This window comes from Candidatus Eremiobacteraceae bacterium (assembly GCA_036511855.1).
Taxonomy (GTDB): Bacteria; Vulcanimicrobiota; Vulcanimicrobiia; order Eremiobacterales; family Eremiobacteraceae; genus JABCYQ01.
On the sequence record DATCBN010000017.1, the window covers coordinates 63,055 to 82,412 of the forward strand.

Genomic DNA, 19,358 nt, shown 5'->3' on the forward strand with positions numbered 1-19,358 from the left:
GCATGACGACGCACGTTCCCTCGCGCCGTGCAAGGTGCGAGGACACGAACGCACAAGTTACAGAGCATGAAGCTTTACATCAGCGCAGACATGGAAGGTGTCGCTGGAATCACCGCCGAGGAACAGACAAATCCGGTCGGACAACCCGAGTACGCATACTCGTGCACGCTTATGACGGGCGAAGTGCGAGCCGCGTGCGAAGGCGCGGCCGCCGCGGGCGCCACAGCCATCATCGTCAACGATTCACACTGGAACATGCGGAACATCATCCACGAGGAACTGCCGCCCGACGTCATCCTCATCCGCGGCGCGATGAAGCCGTTGTCGATGAATCAAGGCCTCGACCCCACATTTGACGCCGCCGCGTTTGTCGGCTATCATGCCCCGGGCGGCACTCAGGATGCCGTGCTCGATCATACGTACACCGATGCCACGTTGTACGAAGTGCGAGTCAACGGACTCAAGTGCAGCGAGGCTCGCCTTAACGCCGCGGTCGCCGGGGCGTTTGGCGTGCCCGTCGTTTTTCTGTCCGGCGATCAGCATGCGTGCGCGGACGCACGTGAATTTCTCCCGTGGGCGGAGACGGTCGAGGTGAAGCGGGCCATCGGGCGCTACGCCGCTGCATCGCTTTCGCCGGCGCAATCGCGCGAAGCCATCAAAGCGGGGATCGCGCGCGGCATTCGCGATGCTGGCGCGCGCGGCGCGAAGGCGTACGCATTCGAGCCTCCGATAGCGCTCGAGGTCACATTTACGTACACTTCGAAATGCGACATCGCGGCCCTCATGCCGGGCTGTGACCGGATCGGTCCTCGCACCCTACGCTTCGTCCATAGCGACTACATGACCGTATTCCGGGCCTTCCGCGCGCTGATGTGCTTGGGCGGCTCGGTGTCCTAGCGCACATCGCGGGCCAGGCGCTGAAAGCGTGTAACGACTGGGCCGTCAAACCCGTCTATCATTGTGAACCGGACGGCGTAGGTGACCCTCATCGCCGTGACGTCCGGCGGGTCTGACCCCTGGAAAAGAAAAACGCGATCCGCATGCTCACGCGGGTCGCGTTTTTCGCTTTTATTGAGAGCGGCCGCTAGCTCGCCGCCGGCTCTTGCGAGACCGGTGCGGCTTCCTCAGGCGGCGAGGCGTCCGGTGGAGCTTCGTCTGCGGCCGGCACGTCCATGGCAGCGGTTTCCACGGCCGGCGCGTCGACGCCCGATTCTGACGCATTGCCGTCGGCCGCAACCGATACTTGCGCCGGCTCTCCAGACTCCGGCTCGTCCTTGTGAGGCTGCCAATCGAAATCGGCGCCGGCGAGCGAGTACTTGGAAAGGTCAGCGTTCAATCCGTGCAGCCAATCCAGCGCGATGTGATAGTGGCGCTTCGTCCGGTACGCCATCCAACGCCGGCGCATCGCGTCGTCTTCGTCCACCGTCTCCCGGAATCTCTTGAACGCGCCTTTGCCGGAAATCGCCGTGCGTAGACGGCCCGCGAAATTGATATCCTCAACGGAGCCGATGAAGTCCGACATTATGGAATATCGCACGTCCGTCGTGACCGGCGCGATCTTCACAAGGTCGGGATTGGCGTCGGCCTCTGCGATGCGAGCATTTTCCTGGTCGCCGAGATTGTGCATGAAATGCTCGACCGCCCCGGTCGTGATGTTGAAGTACGAAACGCCATCGACATCGCCGCCGGTGAGCGCCGTGCCCAATTCGTCGAGAAGCGCGCTGCGCTTGACCGGCCCTGGTTTGACCGCGCGTCCTTGATGCGGCCGGATCTGACGATGGTGATGCGTGCCTGCCGGCGACGCCACTGCTTCAAGACCCAGCGCTCTACGGATGTCCACGGGATTCACCGATGGCAATCCGAGATTGCTCAGGCGCACGTAGTGTCCGGCTAGCTCCACGAGCAAGTCGTCGAGCTTCTTGCGGCCTTCGCTGTTGGCGGCGGCGTCGGTCGGCGAAAGTCCGCCTAGGTCGTCGAGTGGGCGGCGGATCCATTCCGCGGTGATGTGGGTGTGGTTCGTCGTCATGTCGCTCATGCTAGATCCTATCGTTTTTCAGTGTCGTCGTCTTAAGTGGTAGCGGTCGACCTTGGCCGGCCGGGGGCCCCAATACCTTCGGCAATGCGGAGCACGTCATCCTCGGTCAGGCCGAGGCTATTCATATTCGAGTAATATTGGTCGACCAGCTCCGCCGCCTGGTTCGACCGCGCCTTCTCTTCGCGGACGCGCTTGACTTCATCCAGCACGCGTGCGACGAGGCCTGCGTCCACGGCGACGCCGCGGGCCTTCAACGCGGCTTCATTTTTGCGCAATGCGGCCTCCACGACCGCTAGTCCGCTGTGCTTTCCGTATATGAATCGAATCTCCGCGCCGACAAGCTCGGCGGGAACGGCTTCGTACATCCGGCGGTCGATGAGCATCGCATGGGTGTGGATGCCCGATTCGTGCGAGAACACGTTTGCGCCGATGATGGGCTCATGCGCTTGAATGGGGTAGCCGGATACGTGCTCCATGAATCGCGCAAGCTCTTGCAGCTTTTCATACTTGAAGCCGGGTATCTCCACGCCGTAGAGCACGCGCAAAGCGGTGACGACCTGATGGAGCGGAACGTTGCCGGCGCGTTCGCCGTATCCGTTCGCCGTCACCGTGAACGCTTTGAAACCGCATGCGAGCGACGTGATGCAGTTGATCGTGCCCAACCCGTAGTCGTTGTGAAAATGATTGAGCAGCGTGATGCCGGGAGGCATGGCGTCGACGATGCGAGTGGAAAACCACCGCGTGGCTTCAGGGGTCAGGCAACCGACGGTGTCGGGCCACGACGGCCGAGTCGCGCCCGCTTCGATTCCGGCCCGGAACAGTTCGATGAAGTAATCGACGTCGCCGCGGCTGCCGTCTTCGCCGCCGAACTCCACCCGTTCCACGCCTTTGGATCTTGCGTAGCGGATCGCGTCGCATTGCATCCGGATGTTGGCCTGCCGATAGAACGAAAGCGGTTGATCCAGCCACTCCGATTCCGGTCTGCCCTCGCGCGCCAGCAATGCTTTGCCGATCTTATATTTCATGTGCAGATCGCTGCCTGACGTGAACACGAAAAACGTGACCTCGCGCGGCGCGACGTCGATCTCCGCCAAGGCGCTCAGCGTCGCATCGATGTCCTTGTTGGTCGAACGGCACATGACCACGATGTCGAGATCCGCCCGGATCTCGCCCGCGCGTTTGCCCTGCATGATCAATTGCAGGGAACGGCGTTCGTCGGCGGAGACGGCCGGAAAACCCACATCCATGATGTGCACGCCGATATCGGACAGGCGCTTGCAGATCTCGTACTTCGTTTCAGGCGTGTATGCGATGCCGCACATCTGCTCGCCGTCGCGCAAGCTCGTGTCGTAGATGCGCAAGTCGCGCGCATCGGGAAACGGCACATCTTTGGTGAATTCGCGCGGATCGCGGATCAGTTGGGCGATGGGTTCGCGAAACTCCACGGCGGTCTCTCCACGATTTTAGTCAGGGGTCGACGACGATCTCGCCGCGCATGCCGGCGCTATAGTCGATAAAGCAGCCGTACAAGTACTTGCCGGCTTTTTTCACTTGGATCGGCTTGGAAGAGGCGCCCGGTTTGAGTTCACCGGTCGACCACATCGCATCCCCGATATAGCCCGTCTGACGGAGCACGTCGTCGGTCCAATGCGGGTCGTCGGGAAATGCGCCGCTATCCGGAAGCGCCACCACCGTGTGGGCCTTGACATCTTCGTTGTTGAAGATGATCGCGTCGCCCACATGCACGTGGAGCACGCCGGGCGATACGCCGACGAAGTCTCCGGCCGGGCTGTGCTTTACGACGTCGTACTTAGCAAGACTCAACGAAATGGTCAGGGTCTGGGCGCTCGCCGGTGCGCCGTGAGCTAACAGCACGCACGCGATGGCGCCGAGAGCCACACGAAGGGGTCCGTGGCGTCCCTTAAGATAAAACATAACTATGCTTTCCGCGTCGAAAATTGGTTCCCTTGCGGCGGGGACGACCGGGCTCACACTCTTGTAACGAGATGTAACATCGCCGTCGTTTCAGGGGTCAGACGTTCGAGGGGCAGACCATGAATAGAGATCGCGAGACACCATCAGATCGGGGTCCCGGAAAGCGAAAGCTTAGCCGTAACGGACCTCTTCACGATGTCTTGTCGGTACTGCCGCTCCGTCCCGGCCCTGCGCTCAACCACGGCGGCTCTCTAAAATCGGTACAGGTTGTGCCGGCTTTGTTGGTCGCGAGCGCCGCAGGCGCGTTCGCCTGGTCGGTCACTCAACTCGGTCACAGCCCTCTCGGCCTCGCCGCACTTATCGCTGCAGCGTTGTTCCTCGATGTATTGGCGGCGGACGTCGTTCGTGCCGGCCGGCGCGTCGTCGGACCCGCACTCGTCATTTGCGTCGCCGCGTTCGTGCTGTACGGCGCACCCGCCGCGGTGATGATCGGCGCCGTCCGCGGGCTATACCGCGCGTTCGCTCCAGGCGCTCTCACCCGCACCGAAGCTTCCTGCGTCGGCGCGATGGCCGTGATCGGGCCGATGATCGCCGGCGCAGCCGCCACCGCGCTCACACTTGTCGTGCATCTGCCGTGGATCGGCGTCGCCGCTTTCGTTCTCTGCGCCTTTGTGATCGAAGTTTGCGGCGAATCGTTCGTGCTCGGTCGCATATCGAGGCCGTCCATCATGCGCGCGCTCGAGCGCAACCTCGGTTGGTCGCTCGTCCACTACCTGATATTGGGCGTTCTCGGCGCATGGCTCGGCGCGGATCTCGCCGCCGGTCATTGGTTCAACATCTTCTACTTCGCCATACCGCTTGCGATCGTCCGTCACGGATTCGACGCTTTCGGTGGGGAAGAGCATTACGTCGGCACTATCGAGCACGAAAACTCCGTGCTCTTCGACCGCATCGGTCAATTGGATCGCATGAACGGCGATCTCATCGAAGCGCTGTCGATGGCGATCGATGCGCGCCATCCGTCGCAGGCCGGCCACAGCAATCGCGTTGCGCAGATCGCGACCGCGATCGGCACGACGCTCGGCATCAGCGGCGTTCAACTCGAGAATTTGCGCCGCGCCTCGCTGCTGCACGACGTCGGATCGCTTGCGATTTCCAACCACGTCACCGACAAAGCCGGGCCGCTCACGCCGCAAGAGCGCCGCTACGTGCAGATGCACAGCGAACTTGGTGCGCGATTCGTCTCGAAATGGCGCGATTGCAAAGACATGGCCGTCATCATCGAGCAGCATCACGAGCGTCTGGACGGCAGCGGCTATCCGCGCGGGCTGTCCGGCGACGACATCGGTCTGGAGGCGCGTATCGTCGCCGTCGCCGAAACCTACGTCGCGCTCACTTCGAACCGTGCGCATCGTGAGGCGCTCTCGCACGCCGAAGCGATGGAAGAGATCAACGCGGGAGCGGGCGTGCAGTTCGACGTGCAAGTCACGGATGCGCTGGCCAGAGTGGCTGAGTCGCACACCGCCGATGTCTTGCCGATATCGCGGCTGAACGAGCGCCGCCGTCGCGACGACACCGCCTGACGCTTCGGATCAGCTGAGCGCCATTTCGCGCGCCGAACCTTCGCGAGCGATCCTGCCCCCTTCAAGCACGTACACATAATCGGCGAGCGCGAGCGCGAATGGCGCCGGCCGTTCTGCGAGCAGCACGGGCATGTCTTCGGCGCACACTTGCTTGATGATGCGCAGCACGCGCGCGATATCGTCCGGGTCGAGTTCCGCGGACGGTTCGTCGAGCAGCAGCAACTGCGGTTTGCTCATCAACCCGCGGGCGATCGCGAGCAATTGTCCTTCGCCGGGTCCGAGCGTCGCCGCAGGCCGGTCGGCCGCGCGGCCGAGCTCCGGAAAGCGCTCTAAAAAGGCGGCGACCTCCGGCACGACGGACCAGCGATCGCGGCGCGTCCATCCCCCGAGTTCCAAGTTCTCTCGAACCGTAAGGCCGGAGAAAATCGCCCGCCCCTGGGGCACGAGGACGATGCCGCGGCGCACTGCTTCATCGGTCGGAATGCGGCGCGCGGTTCGATCGGCGAAGGTGATCGTGCCCTGGCGCGGGCGCAATGCGCCGGCGAGCGCCAGCAGGATCGCAGACTTTCCAGAGTCTGCTGGACCCATGATCGTGACGACCGTGCCCGCGTACACGCGAAGACTGATGTCGGCGACGACGTCGGTCCGTCCGTAGCCCGCACATAGCTCACGCACTTCGAGCACGGGCGTGAGACGGTCAGGCAGTGCCATCGGCCAACCTCCCCGGTGAACGCGAAACCGCACGCCATAGCGAGATGAGCCGGGGCCACACGCCGTCCGGCAGATACACGAGCACGACGATCAGCGCGACCCCATCCACGATGAGCGCTTGATCCGTGAGGGGAGCGGCTAATCTCGCGAGAGCCGCCAAGAGCACGGCGCCGAGAACGGCGGCCAGTGGGCTGCCCGCGCCGCCGACCACGGCGACCGCTACCATCACACCCACCCTGTCCAATCCGAACGCGCTCGGATTGAGGGCGCCGCCGAACGTCCAATAAAGCGCGCCGGCAAGCCCGGCCGCCGCCGCGCCCGCGGCAAACCGCCAGCGATCTCGCGCAAAGGCGAGCGCGGGCAATCCGGCTGCAAGGCACACGATCGCGGAGAACGCGTTGCCGAGCGGATGGACCGGCCCGCGCACGACATGCGCGGCCGTCGCAATCGCGGGCACGACGAGCGTGAACGACAAAGTGGCGATCGTGTACGGCGCGTTGGACAGGTTGCTGACGCACAGGTCGACCACAGCTCCAAGCAAGGTCGAGGCGGCGGCGCCTGCGACGATGCAGAGCCACATGGAAGCGTGCATGTGTTGTCCGATGAGAAATGCGACGTACGCGCCGAACGCCATGAAGCCGGGACCGGCAAGCGTGAGGCGGCCGGTTCCGAGCGTGCACCAGACGGATAGAGCCAGAAGCGAGTCGATGGCGATCGACTGGAGTGTCACGTTACGATTCGGCGATGGCTGCGGGCGCGGGCGGGCGCGTGCGTCGCCACGCAAGCCCCGCCGCGACCAACACTGCGAGCGCGCACGGCGTCGAATACGCCGGAAGCCACGGCAACTGGGCCGCGAACAGAGCGCCGGCAAGCGAGAGCGCGAAGGCGATCAGACACGTGATCCCGATCGAACCGACGGGCGCGAGCGCGACGGCCGCGAACGCGCCGAGCAGCGGCACGGCCGGCATACCGCCATTCATACTTCCCGCGTGCGCGGTGTAGAGAGCGCCCGCGGTGGATGCAAGCGCGCTCGTCGCCGCCATCGCCGCAGCCGGCACTCGATCGATGCGCATTCCCATGAGCTGCGCGGCGAGCGGATTCTCGCACGCGGCGCGGACGCCGTTGCCGAAGCGAGTCCTGTGCACGGCGATGTGGAGAAGCGTGCAAGAGATGATGGTGACGATGACCGCGAGGGCGTCTAGTCCGGTGAACTTCAGATGTCCGATCGACGCCATGCGAGAGAGCGCGACCGCGTGCGGCATCGCCGAACTACCTGGGGCGAATGCGGCTCTCGACAATCCGTACACGACCAAAGATGCGCCGATGCTGGCCGGGAGCATCGCTGCGTCGCGCCCACGCCGGCGCAACGGATCGAGAGCCAATCGATCGATCGCTACGCCCCCGACGAGACCGACGAGCGCGCCCGCCGCGATCCACTGCCATTCCGGCGCGGCGGCCGACGCGAACGCGAACGCGCCCGCCGAACCGAGCACAAATGAAGCCGGCACGGCGACATTCACGAATCCGAAAAGGTCCAAGACCACGGTGGTTGCAGTTGCGACAAGCGCGATGACGCTGCCGTTGAACAGCGCCTCGGCGGCTCTTGCATCCATTGGCCGCCATCTTGGCCTCGCTCGCGCGCGCGCCCTCCCCTTCGGCGTCGAAGTTGAAAGGACGGCATTTCGCTCGACGCGGTCGAACTGCGACCGCGCATGATTGAATTCAACCGCCTGACGATCGGCGCAGTTCTCAACCGCCAAGACGAGCGGTTTGGCGAACGCGACGCGGTTGTCTATGCCGATCGCGACATCCGCTGGACCTATCATGCGTTCCGCCGCAAAGTGGATCAGATCGCCAACGGCTTGATGACGCTCGGCATTCGCAAGGGCGAGCACGTGGCGGTGTGGGCCCCGAACGTTCCCGAGTGGCTGCTCTTGCAATATGCCACCGCGAAGATCGGTTCTGTGCTCGTCACCGTGAACACGTCGAACAAGGCACAGGAGCTGGGTCGGCTTCTACGCCACAGTGAAGCCACCACGCTCTTCATGACGCCCGGTTTTCGCGGTCTCGATTACGTCGCGACCTTGCGCGAGCTCGTGCCGGATCTGGATTCGGCGCCGGTCGGGCACGCGACGTTTGAGAACTATCCGCGGCTTCGCCGTCTGTTGGTCATCGGAAAGCAGCGACTGCCCGGCATGCTGCGCTTCGACGACCTCTACGATCTATCGGCGCAGGCGCAGGACGGCGACCTGCGGCGGCGCGAGTCGGCGCTCGACAATTTCGATGTCATCAACGTGCAATACACGAGCGGTTCCACGGGCCAGCCGAAGGGAGTCATGCTGACGCACCGCAGCATGCTGCAAAACGCGTTCGCGCTCACGCTGTGTCAGAACCTCACGCACGCCGACCGGTTATGCTTTCCCGTGCCGCTGTTCCACTGCTTCGGCTGCAGCGCGGCCAGTCTTGGCGCCGTGGTGCGCGGTGCGTGCATGGTACCGGTGGAGTCCTTCGAACCGGGCGCGGTGCTTGCGGCGGTGATGAACGAGAAGTGCACGGCTCTGTACGGCACACCCACGATGTTCGCAGCCCTGTTCGCTCATCCGCAATTCGCCGATTTCAATATCGCCACGCTGCGCACGGGCATCATGGCAGGAGCGCCTTGTCCGCTCGACTTGATCGATGCGGTCTTCGACCGGCTCGGCGCGGTCGATTTCACGGTCGCGTATGGATTGACCGAATCATCTCCGGGCGTCACGCAGACGCGTCTCGACGATCCACCCGACAAACGCCGCACAACGGTCGGGCGGGCGTTGCCGGGCATGCAAGTGCAGATCCGCGATCCGATCACGCGATCCGAGAGCGCGCGCGGTGATACGGGTGAATTGCTCTCGCGCGGTCACAGCACTATGAAAGGCTACTTGAAGGATCCCGCGGCCACCGCCGAAGCGATCGATGAGGAAAGCTGGCTTCACACCGGCGACCTCGCGACCATTGATGCCGAAGGTTACGTCAAGATCGTAGGGCGGATAAAGGATACGATCATCCGCGGCGGCGAGAACGTCTACCCCGCCGAAGTCGAGATGTGCTTGCGCGCGCACGCGGCGCTCGCCGATGTCGCGGTTTTCGGTGTGCCGAGCATGATGTATGGAGAAGAAGTCTGTGCGGCAGTGGTGCTAAAGCCCGGCGCAAGTCTGGCCGCAGACGAGCTGGCGGCGTATTGCGGTGGCCGCATCGCGCGGGAAAAGGCACCGTCGCTGGTCATGCCCGTGGAAGCGCTGCCGGTCGGCGCGACGGGCAAGGTGGATAAATCCGCGTTACGCGCACTTGCGATCGCATGTTTCAACCGTCAGGCCGACGCGGATATCAGCACCGCGTGACACGCGGCCTTTGTAGGAGGGCAAGCTCGTACTAGGGTGAGCATCGCGCACCCATTTTTTAGGGCAAACGTTGCTTGCCCTAGTACTATATTGAGCTTAAGACTTCGCGCATCGCGCGCACGGTGTGATCGATGTCGTCGGCGGTATGCGCGGCGGTCACGAACATCACTTCCATTTGCGAAGGCGCGAGATGGATGCCGCGTTCGAGCATCGCCCAATAGTAGCGCCGGTAAGCCGCGCCGTCGGCCTGCGAAGCATCTGCGAAGTTGCGGGCCGGCTTGCCACCGCGGAACATGAAATCGACGATCGACCCGATCTGAACGACCGGATACTCCAACCCCGCATCTGCGATCGCTGCGCGCGCACCGTCGGCGAGATGTTGCCCAAGCGCATCCAACCTCGAGTAGACGAGCGGATCGGCTTCCAGGGCGTCGAGGAGCGCATGAGCTCCAGCAACGCAGAGCGGATTGCCGGAAAACGTGCCGCCTTGGAAGACATGCCCGTCGGGCGCAAGCTCGGCCATGATATCGGCGCGGCCGCCAAACGCGGCGATGGGCAAACCGCCGCCCAACACCTTGCCGACGCATGTGAGATCGGGGTGCACTCCATACACGCTCTGCGCACCGCCCACGCCCAGCCGTAGACCGGTTATGACTTCATCGAAGATCAACACCGCCCCGAATCGCGTCGTGAGGTCGCGCAAGGCTTCCAAGTATCCGGTTTCGGGAAGAACGAGTCCCATATTCCCCACGACCGGCTCGAGCATGACCGCTGCGATCTGCTCGTGCTCCCGCGCAAACGCATCGGCTACCGCGGCGCGATCGTTGTACGGCAGAACGATCACATCATCGAGAACGCCTTGCGTCACGCCGCTCGTCAAGTCCGAGGTCGCGTTCGCCGACGCACCCGCGGAGAATATCATCTCGTTTGTATGGCCGTGGTAGTTGCCCGAAAAGCGGATGAATTTGGGCCTGCGCGCGTAGGCGCGGGCGACGCGAAGCGCGCTTGCGCACGCTTCGGTGCCGGTCGAGACGAAGCGCAGGCGCTCCATCGACGGCATCGCGTAGCAAAGACGTTCCGCGAGCCGCACTTCTTCCAGATGCGTCGACCCGAAGACCGTGCCCGACGAAGCCGCTCGCGTCACCGCCGACGTGACCGCGGGAAGCGCGTGCCCCAACAGAACGGGTCCGTACGCGCACTGATAGTCGACGTACTCGCGACCGGCGCTGTCGATCACGCGTGCCCCTGCCGCCGACGCGATCATCGGCGGCGCACCGCCCATCGGCGCGCCGGCCCGCACAGGCGAGCTGACGCCGCCGGCGATGGCACGCCGCGCACGATCGTAGCGTGCGTCATCTTCCCCGCGCGGCGTGATCAAAGTGTGTGCCACATGCATCTCCAAACGGGCCATGCTTACCGGGGTCAATCGCCCAATCCTGGCGGTGGCGTCTGACCGCGACATAGAGAAAGCCGCGCTCTTTCGAGCGCGGCTTGATTCTCACGGGGATGCGTTTGCTGTTATTTGTACTGCAGCGCGATGACTTGGTACTTGTTGGTCGTCGGACTAAAGGGCGGGGGTTTAGAACCCAGCCGCTGATCGTACGTCATCTGGCGGCAGAATCCGGTGGCGCAGGTCGTCTGTCCGACGACTGCGGTGCCAAGTTTGCCGCGGATGTTCTCGACCAAACTGCCCATTATGTTCAAGGTTCTGCCGGCAACGCCGCCGCAGGAATTGACGGTGCACGATTTGTTGTAGAGCGTACCGTCGTTGCACGCAGAGACCGTGCATTCGCCGTAATATCCGGTCAACATCAACGCGTCGATTTCCACGACCGAATCGGTGGAGTTCGAGATCCTGATGTCGTTGGCCCAAAGCGCGAGCACGTCGTTCGACGTCGAACTGGGGTCGAGGTCGGTGATCGATTTGTTGAGGGTTATCCAATCGCCGTGGTTCGTGATGTAGTCGGGCACGCCGATCGTGTACGAACCGTGGATAGTGGCGCCAAGCGTGCTCTTCGGCACGAGGCCGGTGGCATCGGTGCCGCCGGCGATGGTCACGTTACCGTTGATGAAGATCGAACCGTTGCCGCCGGTGCCGCCCACGGGCTGGCCCGACGCCACGCCGGTGTACAGCGTGCTCACACCGCCAGGACCGATCACGGTCGTGGTGCCAATTCCGCCGTTCGCGTTGAAATCGATGGCGACGTCGTACGTGGATCCGCCGACTTGGAGGATGTAGAACTGTTTACTGATCGCCCCGGAGTTCTCGCCTTGGGCGTAGATCGTGACATCGCCCTGGATGTAGAGCCCGGTGAGCAGCGGACCGCCATTGGTGCCGTTGGGCAGCGCTTGGTTGATGTACAAGCCGTTCGTGGCCGGGCTCGGCGGGGTCTGACTGTTATGCGTCGAGTCGCCGTAGTACGACTCGCTCGCGACGAGCAAATTGTCGAGGAATGTGGGCAGCGCTTTTGCAGACCCGCCGACGTTGACCTGACTGCATCCGGTCGTACCGTCGACGGGGGTGCAGTCGCCCGGTTGGCCTGACTTGAAGTTCGGGTCCACATAGTTCGGAGCCACGGCCGTGTCCACGCCCGCGCCGAAGATGGCTTTATCGCCGGGGGTGTACATCACGTTCATCGGACCGCCCGAATAGACGGCGCCGTCGAAGTGTTGCGCGTTCGTGTAGTACACCGTGCCGCCGAAATTGTTGACTTCGCTGATGCTGTACATCTCATACGATGAGAACGGCTGCGTGCGAACGAGCGCGTCGACTTTGCGGACGGGGTTGAGCGGGCTGCCGAGCGGGAGTCCTGCCGTACCCTTGGCTTCGATCAGGAAATATTGGAAGTTGGCGCTTGGCGCCCACTGCTTGATGACACTCACGGAGTATTGTGACGCGTACACGCCGTCGCCGCTCATGGTCGTGGTGAACGGCTGCGGCACGCCGATGTTCGTGCCCGACGTGTTCTCCTCCAGCTTCAACACCATGTCGTCGAGGCCGGCGTAGGCCGCGTTCAATGCCTGATTGCTGATCCCGTTAGCGCCGATGCCTTGCATCTCGCTGATCGTCGAACTCAAAAGCGCGCCCGACAAAATGAGAAGCACGACCACCATCAAGATGACCGTGATGAGCGCGACGCCGCGTTTGCTGCGGCCTTTTTCGATTGACGTCTTCATGATTATTGAAACCCCGCGTAGGTCGAGAAATAAACGGTGTTGCTTGTGTTAGCGACCGACGCCGGCCGTCCGCCCTGTGCCGGCCCCGACGTTTGGATGTTCACTTGGAGACCGGAGGCAAAACCTTTGATCGGATCCCAGTTCAATGGAGTAATGTTGAAGTTTTCGACATTGCGCGCGAGCACCGAGGTGCTCGACGGCGCGCCGCCGGTGATGTACGCGGAGTAGGTGGAGCGCGACTCCATGATCGCTTGCTTGATGGCGTCGTAACTCAGCTCGACGACTTGGTAGTCGGGCCGCGGCACCTGGCCGACCGTGTTCATGGTGGACGAGAGTTGTCCGTTCGGATCGCCGGGATCGGTGGTGGTGACAATGATGGCGACGTCGTTGCTATTCCCCAATGTCTTGAACGCCAAGGGGTTCACAATGATTTGACACTTCGCCGAGCAGCCGGGCGTGTCGGCCGGATTATGGTCGGACGAAGCGAGTTGCAGCACATCGTTGACTTTGGACATGGCCACTCGTCCGGCCATTTCGGCATCCATATGCGTCTGCGCGAAGCTGAAGTGACCGAACGCCGTGATGAACTCGGCGAGGGTGAGCGAGAGGACCAAGCCGAGGATGCCCATCGCGAACATCATCTCGATGAGTGAGAATCCCCGGCTGCCGATTCTTGTTCTAAATCTAGGCATCGTTTGTCACTGTCCGATCGTCGGCTGTGGCGTTGGTGTGGGCTTCGCCGTAGGCGTGGGAGACGGCTTAGGAGTCGCCGACGGTTTGGGTGTGGGCTTCGCCGTAGCAGTGGGAGACGGCTTGGGAGTCGGCGGCGGAGTGGGTGTCGTAGGCGCTGACGGCGCGGGAGTCGGCGTGATCGTGGGCTTCGGTGTCGGCAACAGCGGAGGGCTGGCCGCCACGAGCGGTTGCGGATCGTCTTTCTTCATGCCGTGCACTTCGTAGACGCCCTCGCCGCTGTTCACCCATACGGTGATGTCGGCCGCGTGCGTGTCGCTGCCCCGGATGCTGGCGGACCACATGTATGCAAGGCTGTTCGTGGAGCCATGGCACTGGATCTCGTTGCCTGGTACGTGCCAGGCGTTTCCGTCGGTGGCGCCCGGCGCCGGCTTGGTGTAGCTGTCGTTATATGAGGGCACCGGTGTGCCGCAATCGTTGAAGCCGCTGCCCGGGGTCATGCTCGGCGCCGGATTGACTTCACTCCAAAAATTTGAATCGTTTTGCATCTGCGACAGCAGATAGTTGCCTTCGCCGACAGCAACAGTGCTCGATGCGGCATCGCTCTGCGCGGCGCTCGTCGCGATCATGTCTTGCGACACCAGCAAGAATACTAGTGTCAAGAGCGTGATGGCTACCAGGACTTCTAAGAGCGTCGTGCCGCGCTGGCGCATTAAGGCTACCTCGTCGAGATATAGTAACTTACGGACCTTCTATATCCGTGTGACCTGGCTAACAGCCCGTCTGTTACACCACGTGCCTATTATATCGTCGCCCGACCTTCGCGAATAGTCTTCCACCCGTAGTGTGCCAGTGGTCACGTCAAATGCGGCAAAACCACAACAAAGGTCCCACGCAACGGCCCGGAAGGTCCCGCTCAGCCACAAATTCTACATCTGTACCGATCGTGCGCCGATGTATTCGATATGAGACTTTGCGCTAAATCACTGATGGATGTTTGGATTTCGCACACCATATGATCGCACAGAGCGGAGCGGCGATGTATCCTACTAGTCTCGGCGAGCTCATGACGAAGATGTACGAAGAGCGGGCTTCCGACTTGCACATCGTTGTCGGATGCGCTCCGTCCGTCCGCCGCAACGGGCACTTGGAGCCGCTGGTCGATCAAGTGCTCACGGCTGACGACGCCCGTCAGCTCGTCACATCCATTCTCACCGACGACCAATTGGAAGCGCTTGAATCCAGGCGGCAGCTCGACTTCGCATATTCGATGACCGGTCTCGCACGGTTTCGCGTCAATATTTGCTACGAACGCGAATGTCTTTCCGGCGTGTTCCGGCTGATCCCGACCGACCCGCCCCACCTCGAAGAGACCAACTTCCCGGATATTTTGGCGGAGGTGACGTCGCGCCCGCGCGGCCTCGTGCTCGTCACCGGTCCGACTGGTTCGGGCAAATCGACCACGCTTGCAGCCATGCTCGACTTCATCAACCGCCACCGCCGGTCCAAGATCGTCACGATCGAAGATCCGATCGAGTTCATGCATAAGAGCAAAAAGGCCATCATCACGCAGCGTGAGATCGGCCGCGACGCGCTCTCGACCGCGGATGCGTTACGCGCGATGCTGCGTCAGGATCCCGACGTCGTGCTGATCGGCGAGATGCGCGATCTCGAGACGATCGCACTCGCGCTCACCGCCGCCGAGACCGGTCACCTCGTGTTCGCGACCTTGCACACGACAAGCGCCCCCGAAGCCGTCACCCGCATCATCGACGTCTTCCCGCCGGAACAGCAAGAGCAGATCCGCGTCATGCTGTCCACCGTCATCGAAGCGGTGTTCAGCCAAACGCTGGTGCCCCGCGCCGACGGCAACGGCCGCATCGCCGCGCTCGAGATCCTCATCGGCACGCCCGGCGTGCGCAACCTCATCCGCGAGAACAAGATCCCGCAGATGATGAGCGCGATGCAGACCGGTCAAAACCTCGGCATGCAGACGATGGAAAAAGATCTCGCCAATCTCGTGAAAAATGGCCTTGTGACGCTCGAAGCGGCAATGGCGAAAGCATCGCACCCCGATGAAGTGAAGCGCGCGGTCGAGGCCGGGGGACGCTAGGACTACCTACATCGAACCCGCTTGTTCGACGCGCGCGACGTGGCGCGCGAGATCCTCGCGCCGCACGATGCCGGCATACGTGCCGTTCTCGTCGACGATCACCGCTTCGGGGCGGTTTGCGGCGAGCGCCGGCAGCAATTGCAGCGCATCGTCATCGGGTGCGAGTGACTCGAGGTCGGCCACTCGCGTCATCACCGATCCGACGCTGATGCCCGCCGCCTGATCGTTGGGCACCGACGCGACGTCGGCCTCACCTATGCAGCCTGCAGCGCGCTCCCCGAACAACACCGGAAGCGATTTCGCAGGCGACGCGGCGCCGAACGTCGCGGCCGCCTGCTCGATCGTCGTCGACGTCTGCAGCGTTGGAACATTCTGAGCGTACAGATCGCGCACGCGGAGACCGTCAAGGGCGACCCGGACGATCGTGGTCTTGTACTGCCCGTCGGCCATGCCCGCGAGAAACCACGCCGTCGCTCCCGCCCAAATGCCAATGGTGGCGTCGTATTGCACGGCCACCCAGCAGCCGATGCCACCGAGCAGGATGGCGATGACTTTTCCGGCGCCCGCCGCGATGCGGGTGGCTTTGACGGGATTGCCGGACATCCGCCACAAGACGCCACGGACAACTCTACCGCCGTCCATCGGAAAACCGGGCAGCCAGTTGAACGCGGCGAGCAATGCGTTGCCGTAGGCCAATATCCATACGATCGATGCGGCGGAATCGCTGCTGCGTTCGAGCGCGATCGCGATGCCGGCGAAGAGAAGCGCCAATGCTGTGCTGACCAACGGACCGGCGACGCCGACCGCGATTTCGTCACTCGCGCGCTCGCGATCGTGCACGACGTGCGCGGTCGCGCTTAAGAGGTACACGGTGACGCCCGCGACGATTTTGCCGCGATGACGCGCGACGAGCGCATGCCCGAACTCATGCGCGAGGACGGATGAGAACAATAGCAGCGCGAAGAGCGCGCCGACCGCGATGCGCTGCTCCGGTGGAGCAGCCGGCGTGACCGTGGGCAGATGCCCGAACGCGACCACGTACGCGATCGCCCCGAACACGAACAGCGCTGTGTAGTGCGCGCGCGTCTCTATGCCGAATATCGAGCCCAGCCGGAAGGTGTGGTCGTTCACGGCGCGACCTCTTGCACCGCGAATCCGCCTGCGTGCGTGGTAGCTTCATCGACCGCCGCCTTGGCGGCGCCGAATAGCGCGCTCACGGTCAATTCGTGACAATCTTTCGCGTGGCTGAGTCCGACGTGCGCGTCGACGCCAAGCTCGCCGGCTTGCGTGCGAAGGTCGGCCGCGATCGTCGACGCTATGTGCCGCGCGCGATCCGCCGGACAGCCGTCGAGCGAGGCCGCATATGCGTACGGCGCGTACGCCGCCGCCGCATCCGAGCGCCGCAGGTGCGCCCGGACGACGCCAGCGATCGAGTTTGAAACCTCTCGGGCCCGTTGCGTGGAAAGCGATCCGACCGGCGGCGCAGTGGCCACGAGCAGCAGCGAGATCGGGCCGTCGCTCTTGCGCGCGCGCGCGACTGCGCCGGCCAAGACGACGTCGAAGTCGATGACCGGCGCGGAACGCCGGGCTGCGAGCGCGTCGACGCGCGCACGCAGATCCGCGATATCGAAGGGCTTGCGTAGGAACTCGACATCGGCGCCGGTCACCGCGAGCCGGTTGTCGGCCGCGTCGTTCGCCGACACGAATATCACCGGGGTGCTTGCGGTTTCGCTGCGTTCTTGAAGCCGCTGCACGAGCGCGTATCCATCCATACCGGCCATGCGCACGTCGGAGACGATGACGTCGACGGGCCGGTCTTCGCGCAAGTAGGCGAGCGCCGCAGCCGAATCGGAAAACCCGACGACTGCGCGGCCGGGCTTGGCGAGGGCGAGTTCCATGAGCGTGCGGATCTCATCCTCATCGTCGATGATCACGACGGTCTGCACTTTTCCGCTATTCATGGCATCCGAGTCATTCATGACGCGATGTGGGAACGACCTTTTTTAGCACGTCGCGTCGTAACAACCATCCAGTGCGCTGCGTCATACTCACGTGGAGGAAGAGGCTCACTCTTCGTCCGCACCCGGGATCCGGCGCGCTCCTAGCATCCCAAGCCGCGATCCGGGCGACGGCTCTTCGCCCGAGCCGTTACGGTCGGCCGTTCCAGTGACGGCCGGCCGCCTATTCCATGGACCACTCCCATGAGTTCCAATATGCAGACGTGGCCGGCGACGCCCTGAATCCTTTGAAGTTGACCGTGTGCACGTCGGCCCTGCGTTCGGAGAACAGAATGATGGTGGGCACTTGCGTGGCCAACTCGGTCTGGATGATCGCGTAGTCGGCCTTGCGGCGCGCGATGTCAAACGTGCTCAGCGCATCTTTTTCCGCAGCGTCGACTTTCGGGTCGCACCAATGCAAGTTGTTCTGGCCCGCGGGCGGGAATTGGTCGCACGCGTAGAGCGACGAGTCGTCGGGATCGACGCCGCTCACCCAACCGAAATACGCCAGTTGATACTTGTACGAGTTGATGATGCCGCCGTTTTGCTGCGCGCCGAAGAACAGCGGTGCCGGATACGTCTTTTGGATCAGATCGATGCCGACGGCTTTGAGTTCCTGTTGGATGATGTTGCCGACCGCGGCGCCGATCACATTGCCGGCGATGTACGAGAATTGAATTTCAAACCGCTTACCGTCCTTGGTGAGAACGCCGTCGGCGCCCGGCGTCCAGCCGGCTTCCGCCAAGAGCTTTTTTGCCTGCGCTGTATCGAATCCGATGTGCGGCACGTTTGGATCGTACGCCCAGTTGAACTTCGCTTGGTCGCTGTCGGACGTCATCCAGACGTCGTGGGTCGCGTCGTGGACGATTTTCTTGCGGTCCATCGCGTATTCGATGGCCTGGCGCACGCGCACATCTTGCCAGGGCGTGCCGGCCTCGTTCAGATTGAAATCAAGATGCCCGAAGAGGTTTTGTTCCGAGAGCGTCACCGTCACGCCCGGGATGTTCGAGTAGGACGGATACAGCGACGGATCGGCGCGGAACCACGCGTCGGTCTCGCCGGTCTTCAACTGCGTGACGATCGTGTTGTTGTCGGACACGATCTTGAACACGATTTTATTCAACTTCGGGGCGCCGCGCCAATAGAGCGGATTGGCCACCATCGTGATATGGTCGCCGTGTACCCACTCCGTCACCTTGAACGGGCCGGATCCCACAGGCAGGTTGTTGTAGGGGATATGATTGACGTCGGGATATTTGGCGAGCAAATGCGCCGGCATGATGGGATAGCCGCCTTGGATGCACATGAAGTAGGCCACGATGGGCGCGAAAAACTTCTTCATGTGGACGACGACGGTGCGGGGATCGGGCGCAGTGACGCTGCCGATATGATCGTAGCCCGTGACCACCTGGACGTTGTTATTCTTGTTCATGATGGCGTGGAACGTGAAGACGACGTCCGCTGCAGTGAGCGGTGCGCCGTCTTGCCACTTGAGACCTGGCCGCATGTGATAGGTGAGGGTCATGCCGTCGCGCGAGATGCCGCCGTTGGCCAGCGTGGGTATATCCGTCGACACCTCCGGGACGAGTTGATCGTGGTCGTCGACGTTGTAGAAGAACTGGAAAACGAAATAGGCGATGTCGATGGTGGTGGCCTGCGTCGATACCAGCGGATTCAAGCTGTCCGGCTCTTGGATGTCGGCGTATCGCAGCACGCCGGGTTGCGAGGGCGGCCGGCCTG

At 62.9% G+C, this 19,358-nt stretch carries 17 protein-coding genes; 4 read left to right on the top strand and 13 right to left on the bottom strand.

Annotated elements, in window-relative coordinates:
- The first annotated feature begins 66 nt into the window (after positions 1–66).
- The gene (locus VII69_02940; GenBank protein HEY5094053.1) at positions 67–897 is read left to right on the top strand and encodes a M55 family metallopeptidase; all 831 of its coding nucleotides are present in this window, start codon (positions 67–69) and stop codon (positions 895–897) included.
- A 187-nt stretch (positions 898–1,084) separates the two neighbouring features.
- Here VII69_02940 and VII69_02945 read toward each other — a convergent pair whose 3' ends face one another.
- Genes VII69_02945 through VII69_02955 form a run of 3 tightly spaced genes read right to left on the bottom strand, consistent with a single transcriptional unit; the run spans position 1,085 to position 3,970 of the window.
- The gene (locus VII69_02945) at positions 1,085–2,035 is read right to left on the bottom strand and encodes a UPF0158 family protein (protein HEY5094054.1); all 951 of its coding nucleotides are present in this window, start codon (positions 2,033–2,035) and stop codon (positions 1,085–1,087) included.
- Positions 2,036–2,067: 32 nt separating this feature from the next.
- A complete protein-coding gene (locus VII69_02950; GenBank protein ID HEY5094055.1) occupies positions 2,068–3,480 on the bottom strand; it encodes a hypothetical protein in 1,413 nt (470 codons plus the stop codon).
- A gap of 22 nt (positions 3,481–3,502) precedes the next feature.
- Positions 3,503–3,970 (bottom strand): hypothetical protein, encoded by a 468-nt coding sequence (locus VII69_02955; GenBank protein ID HEY5094056.1) that lies wholly within the window; start codon positions 3,968–3,970, stop codon positions 3,503–3,505.
- Between the two features lie 269 nt (positions 3,971–4,239).
- On the opposite strand from VII69_02955, the gene VII69_02960 reads away from it, so the two are divergent.
- A complete protein-coding gene (locus VII69_02960) occupies positions 4,240–5,553 on the top strand; it encodes an HD-GYP domain-containing protein (protein ID HEY5094057.1) in 1,314 nt (437 codons plus the stop codon).
- 9 nt (positions 5,554–5,562) lie between these two features.
- Here the strand turns inward: VII69_02960 and VII69_02965 are convergent, their stop codons facing one another.
- The 3 genes from VII69_02965 to VII69_02975 are packed head-to-tail and all read right to left on the bottom strand — an operon-like array spanning position 5,563 to position 7,877.
- Positions 5,563–6,264, bottom strand: coding sequence for an ATP-binding cassette domain-containing protein (locus VII69_02965; protein ID HEY5094058.1), 702 nt, complete (start codon positions 6,262–6,264; stop codon positions 5,563–5,565).
- On the bottom strand, positions 6,251–6,994 hold the full coding sequence (locus tag VII69_02970) for a hypothetical protein (GenBank protein ID HEY5094059.1): 744 nt from the start codon (positions 6,992–6,994) through the stop codon (positions 6,251–6,253). Before VII69_02970 ends, VII69_02965 begins: the two co-directional genes overlap by 14 nt.
- Before the next feature lies 1 nt (position 6,995).
- Positions 6,996–7,877, bottom strand: coding sequence for a hypothetical protein (locus tag VII69_02975; GenBank protein ID HEY5094060.1), 882 nt, complete (start codon positions 7,875–7,877; stop codon positions 6,996–6,998).
- Between the two features lie 99 nt (positions 7,878–7,976).
- Between VII69_02975 and VII69_02980 the strand changes: the two genes are divergently transcribed.
- Positions 7,977–9,641 (top strand): AMP-binding protein, encoded by a 1,665-nt coding sequence (locus tag VII69_02980; protein ID HEY5094061.1) that lies wholly within the window; start codon positions 7,977–7,979, stop codon positions 9,639–9,641.
- A gap of 85 nt (positions 9,642–9,726) precedes the next feature.
- Here the strand turns inward: VII69_02980 and VII69_02985 are convergent, their stop codons facing one another.
- The 4 genes from VII69_02985 to VII69_03000 form a co-directional block, all read right to left on the bottom strand.
- On the bottom strand, positions 9,727–11,031 hold the full coding sequence (locus VII69_02985) for a glutamate-1-semialdehyde 2,1-aminomutase (protein HEY5094062.1): 1,305 nt from the start codon (positions 11,029–11,031) through the stop codon (positions 9,727–9,729).
- A gap of 128 nt (positions 11,032–11,159) precedes the next feature.
- On the bottom strand, positions 11,160–12,818 hold the full coding sequence (locus VII69_02990; protein ID HEY5094063.1) for a pilus assembly PilX N-terminal domain-containing protein: 1,659 nt from the start codon (positions 12,816–12,818) through the stop codon (positions 11,160–11,162).
- A 2-nt stretch (positions 12,819–12,820) separates the two neighbouring features.
- A complete protein-coding gene (locus VII69_02995) occupies positions 12,821–13,510 on the bottom strand; it encodes a prepilin-type N-terminal cleavage/methylation domain-containing protein (protein HEY5094064.1) in 690 nt (229 codons plus the stop codon).
- A 6-nt stretch (positions 13,511–13,516) separates the two neighbouring features.
- The gene (locus VII69_03000) at positions 13,517–14,221 is read right to left on the bottom strand and encodes a prepilin-type N-terminal cleavage/methylation domain-containing protein (GenBank protein ID HEY5094065.1); all 705 of its coding nucleotides are present in this window, start codon (positions 14,219–14,221) and stop codon (positions 13,517–13,519) included.
- Between the two features lie 302 nt (positions 14,222–14,523).
- Here VII69_03000 and VII69_03005 point away from each other — a divergent pair, with 302 nt between their 5' ends.
- On the top strand, positions 14,524–15,621 hold the full coding sequence (locus VII69_03005) for a type IV pilus twitching motility protein PilT (protein ID HEY5094066.1): 1,098 nt from the start codon (positions 14,524–14,526) through the stop codon (positions 15,619–15,621).
- A gap of 6 nt (positions 15,622–15,627) precedes the next feature.
- Here VII69_03005 and VII69_03010 read toward each other — a convergent pair whose 3' ends face one another.
- The 3 genes from VII69_03010 to VII69_03020 form a co-directional block, all read right to left on the bottom strand.
- Positions 15,628–16,752, bottom strand: a complete 1,125-nt coding sequence (locus tag VII69_03010) for a site-2 protease family protein (GenBank protein HEY5094067.1) — start codon at positions 16,750–16,752, stop codon at positions 15,628–15,630.
- Positions 16,749–17,582 carry a response regulator gene (locus tag VII69_03015; protein ID HEY5094068.1) on the bottom strand — a complete coding sequence of 278 codons (834 nt, stop codon included), beginning with the start codon at positions 17,580–17,582 and terminating at the stop codon, positions 16,749–16,751. The genes VII69_03010 and VII69_03015 overlap by 4 nt, the downstream gene beginning before the upstream one ends.
- A 220-nt stretch (positions 17,583–17,802) precedes the next feature.
- The coding region (locus VII69_03020) for a peptide ABC transporter substrate-binding protein (GenBank protein HEY5094069.1) at positions 17,803–19,358 on the bottom strand (1,556 nt) is incomplete at its 5' end.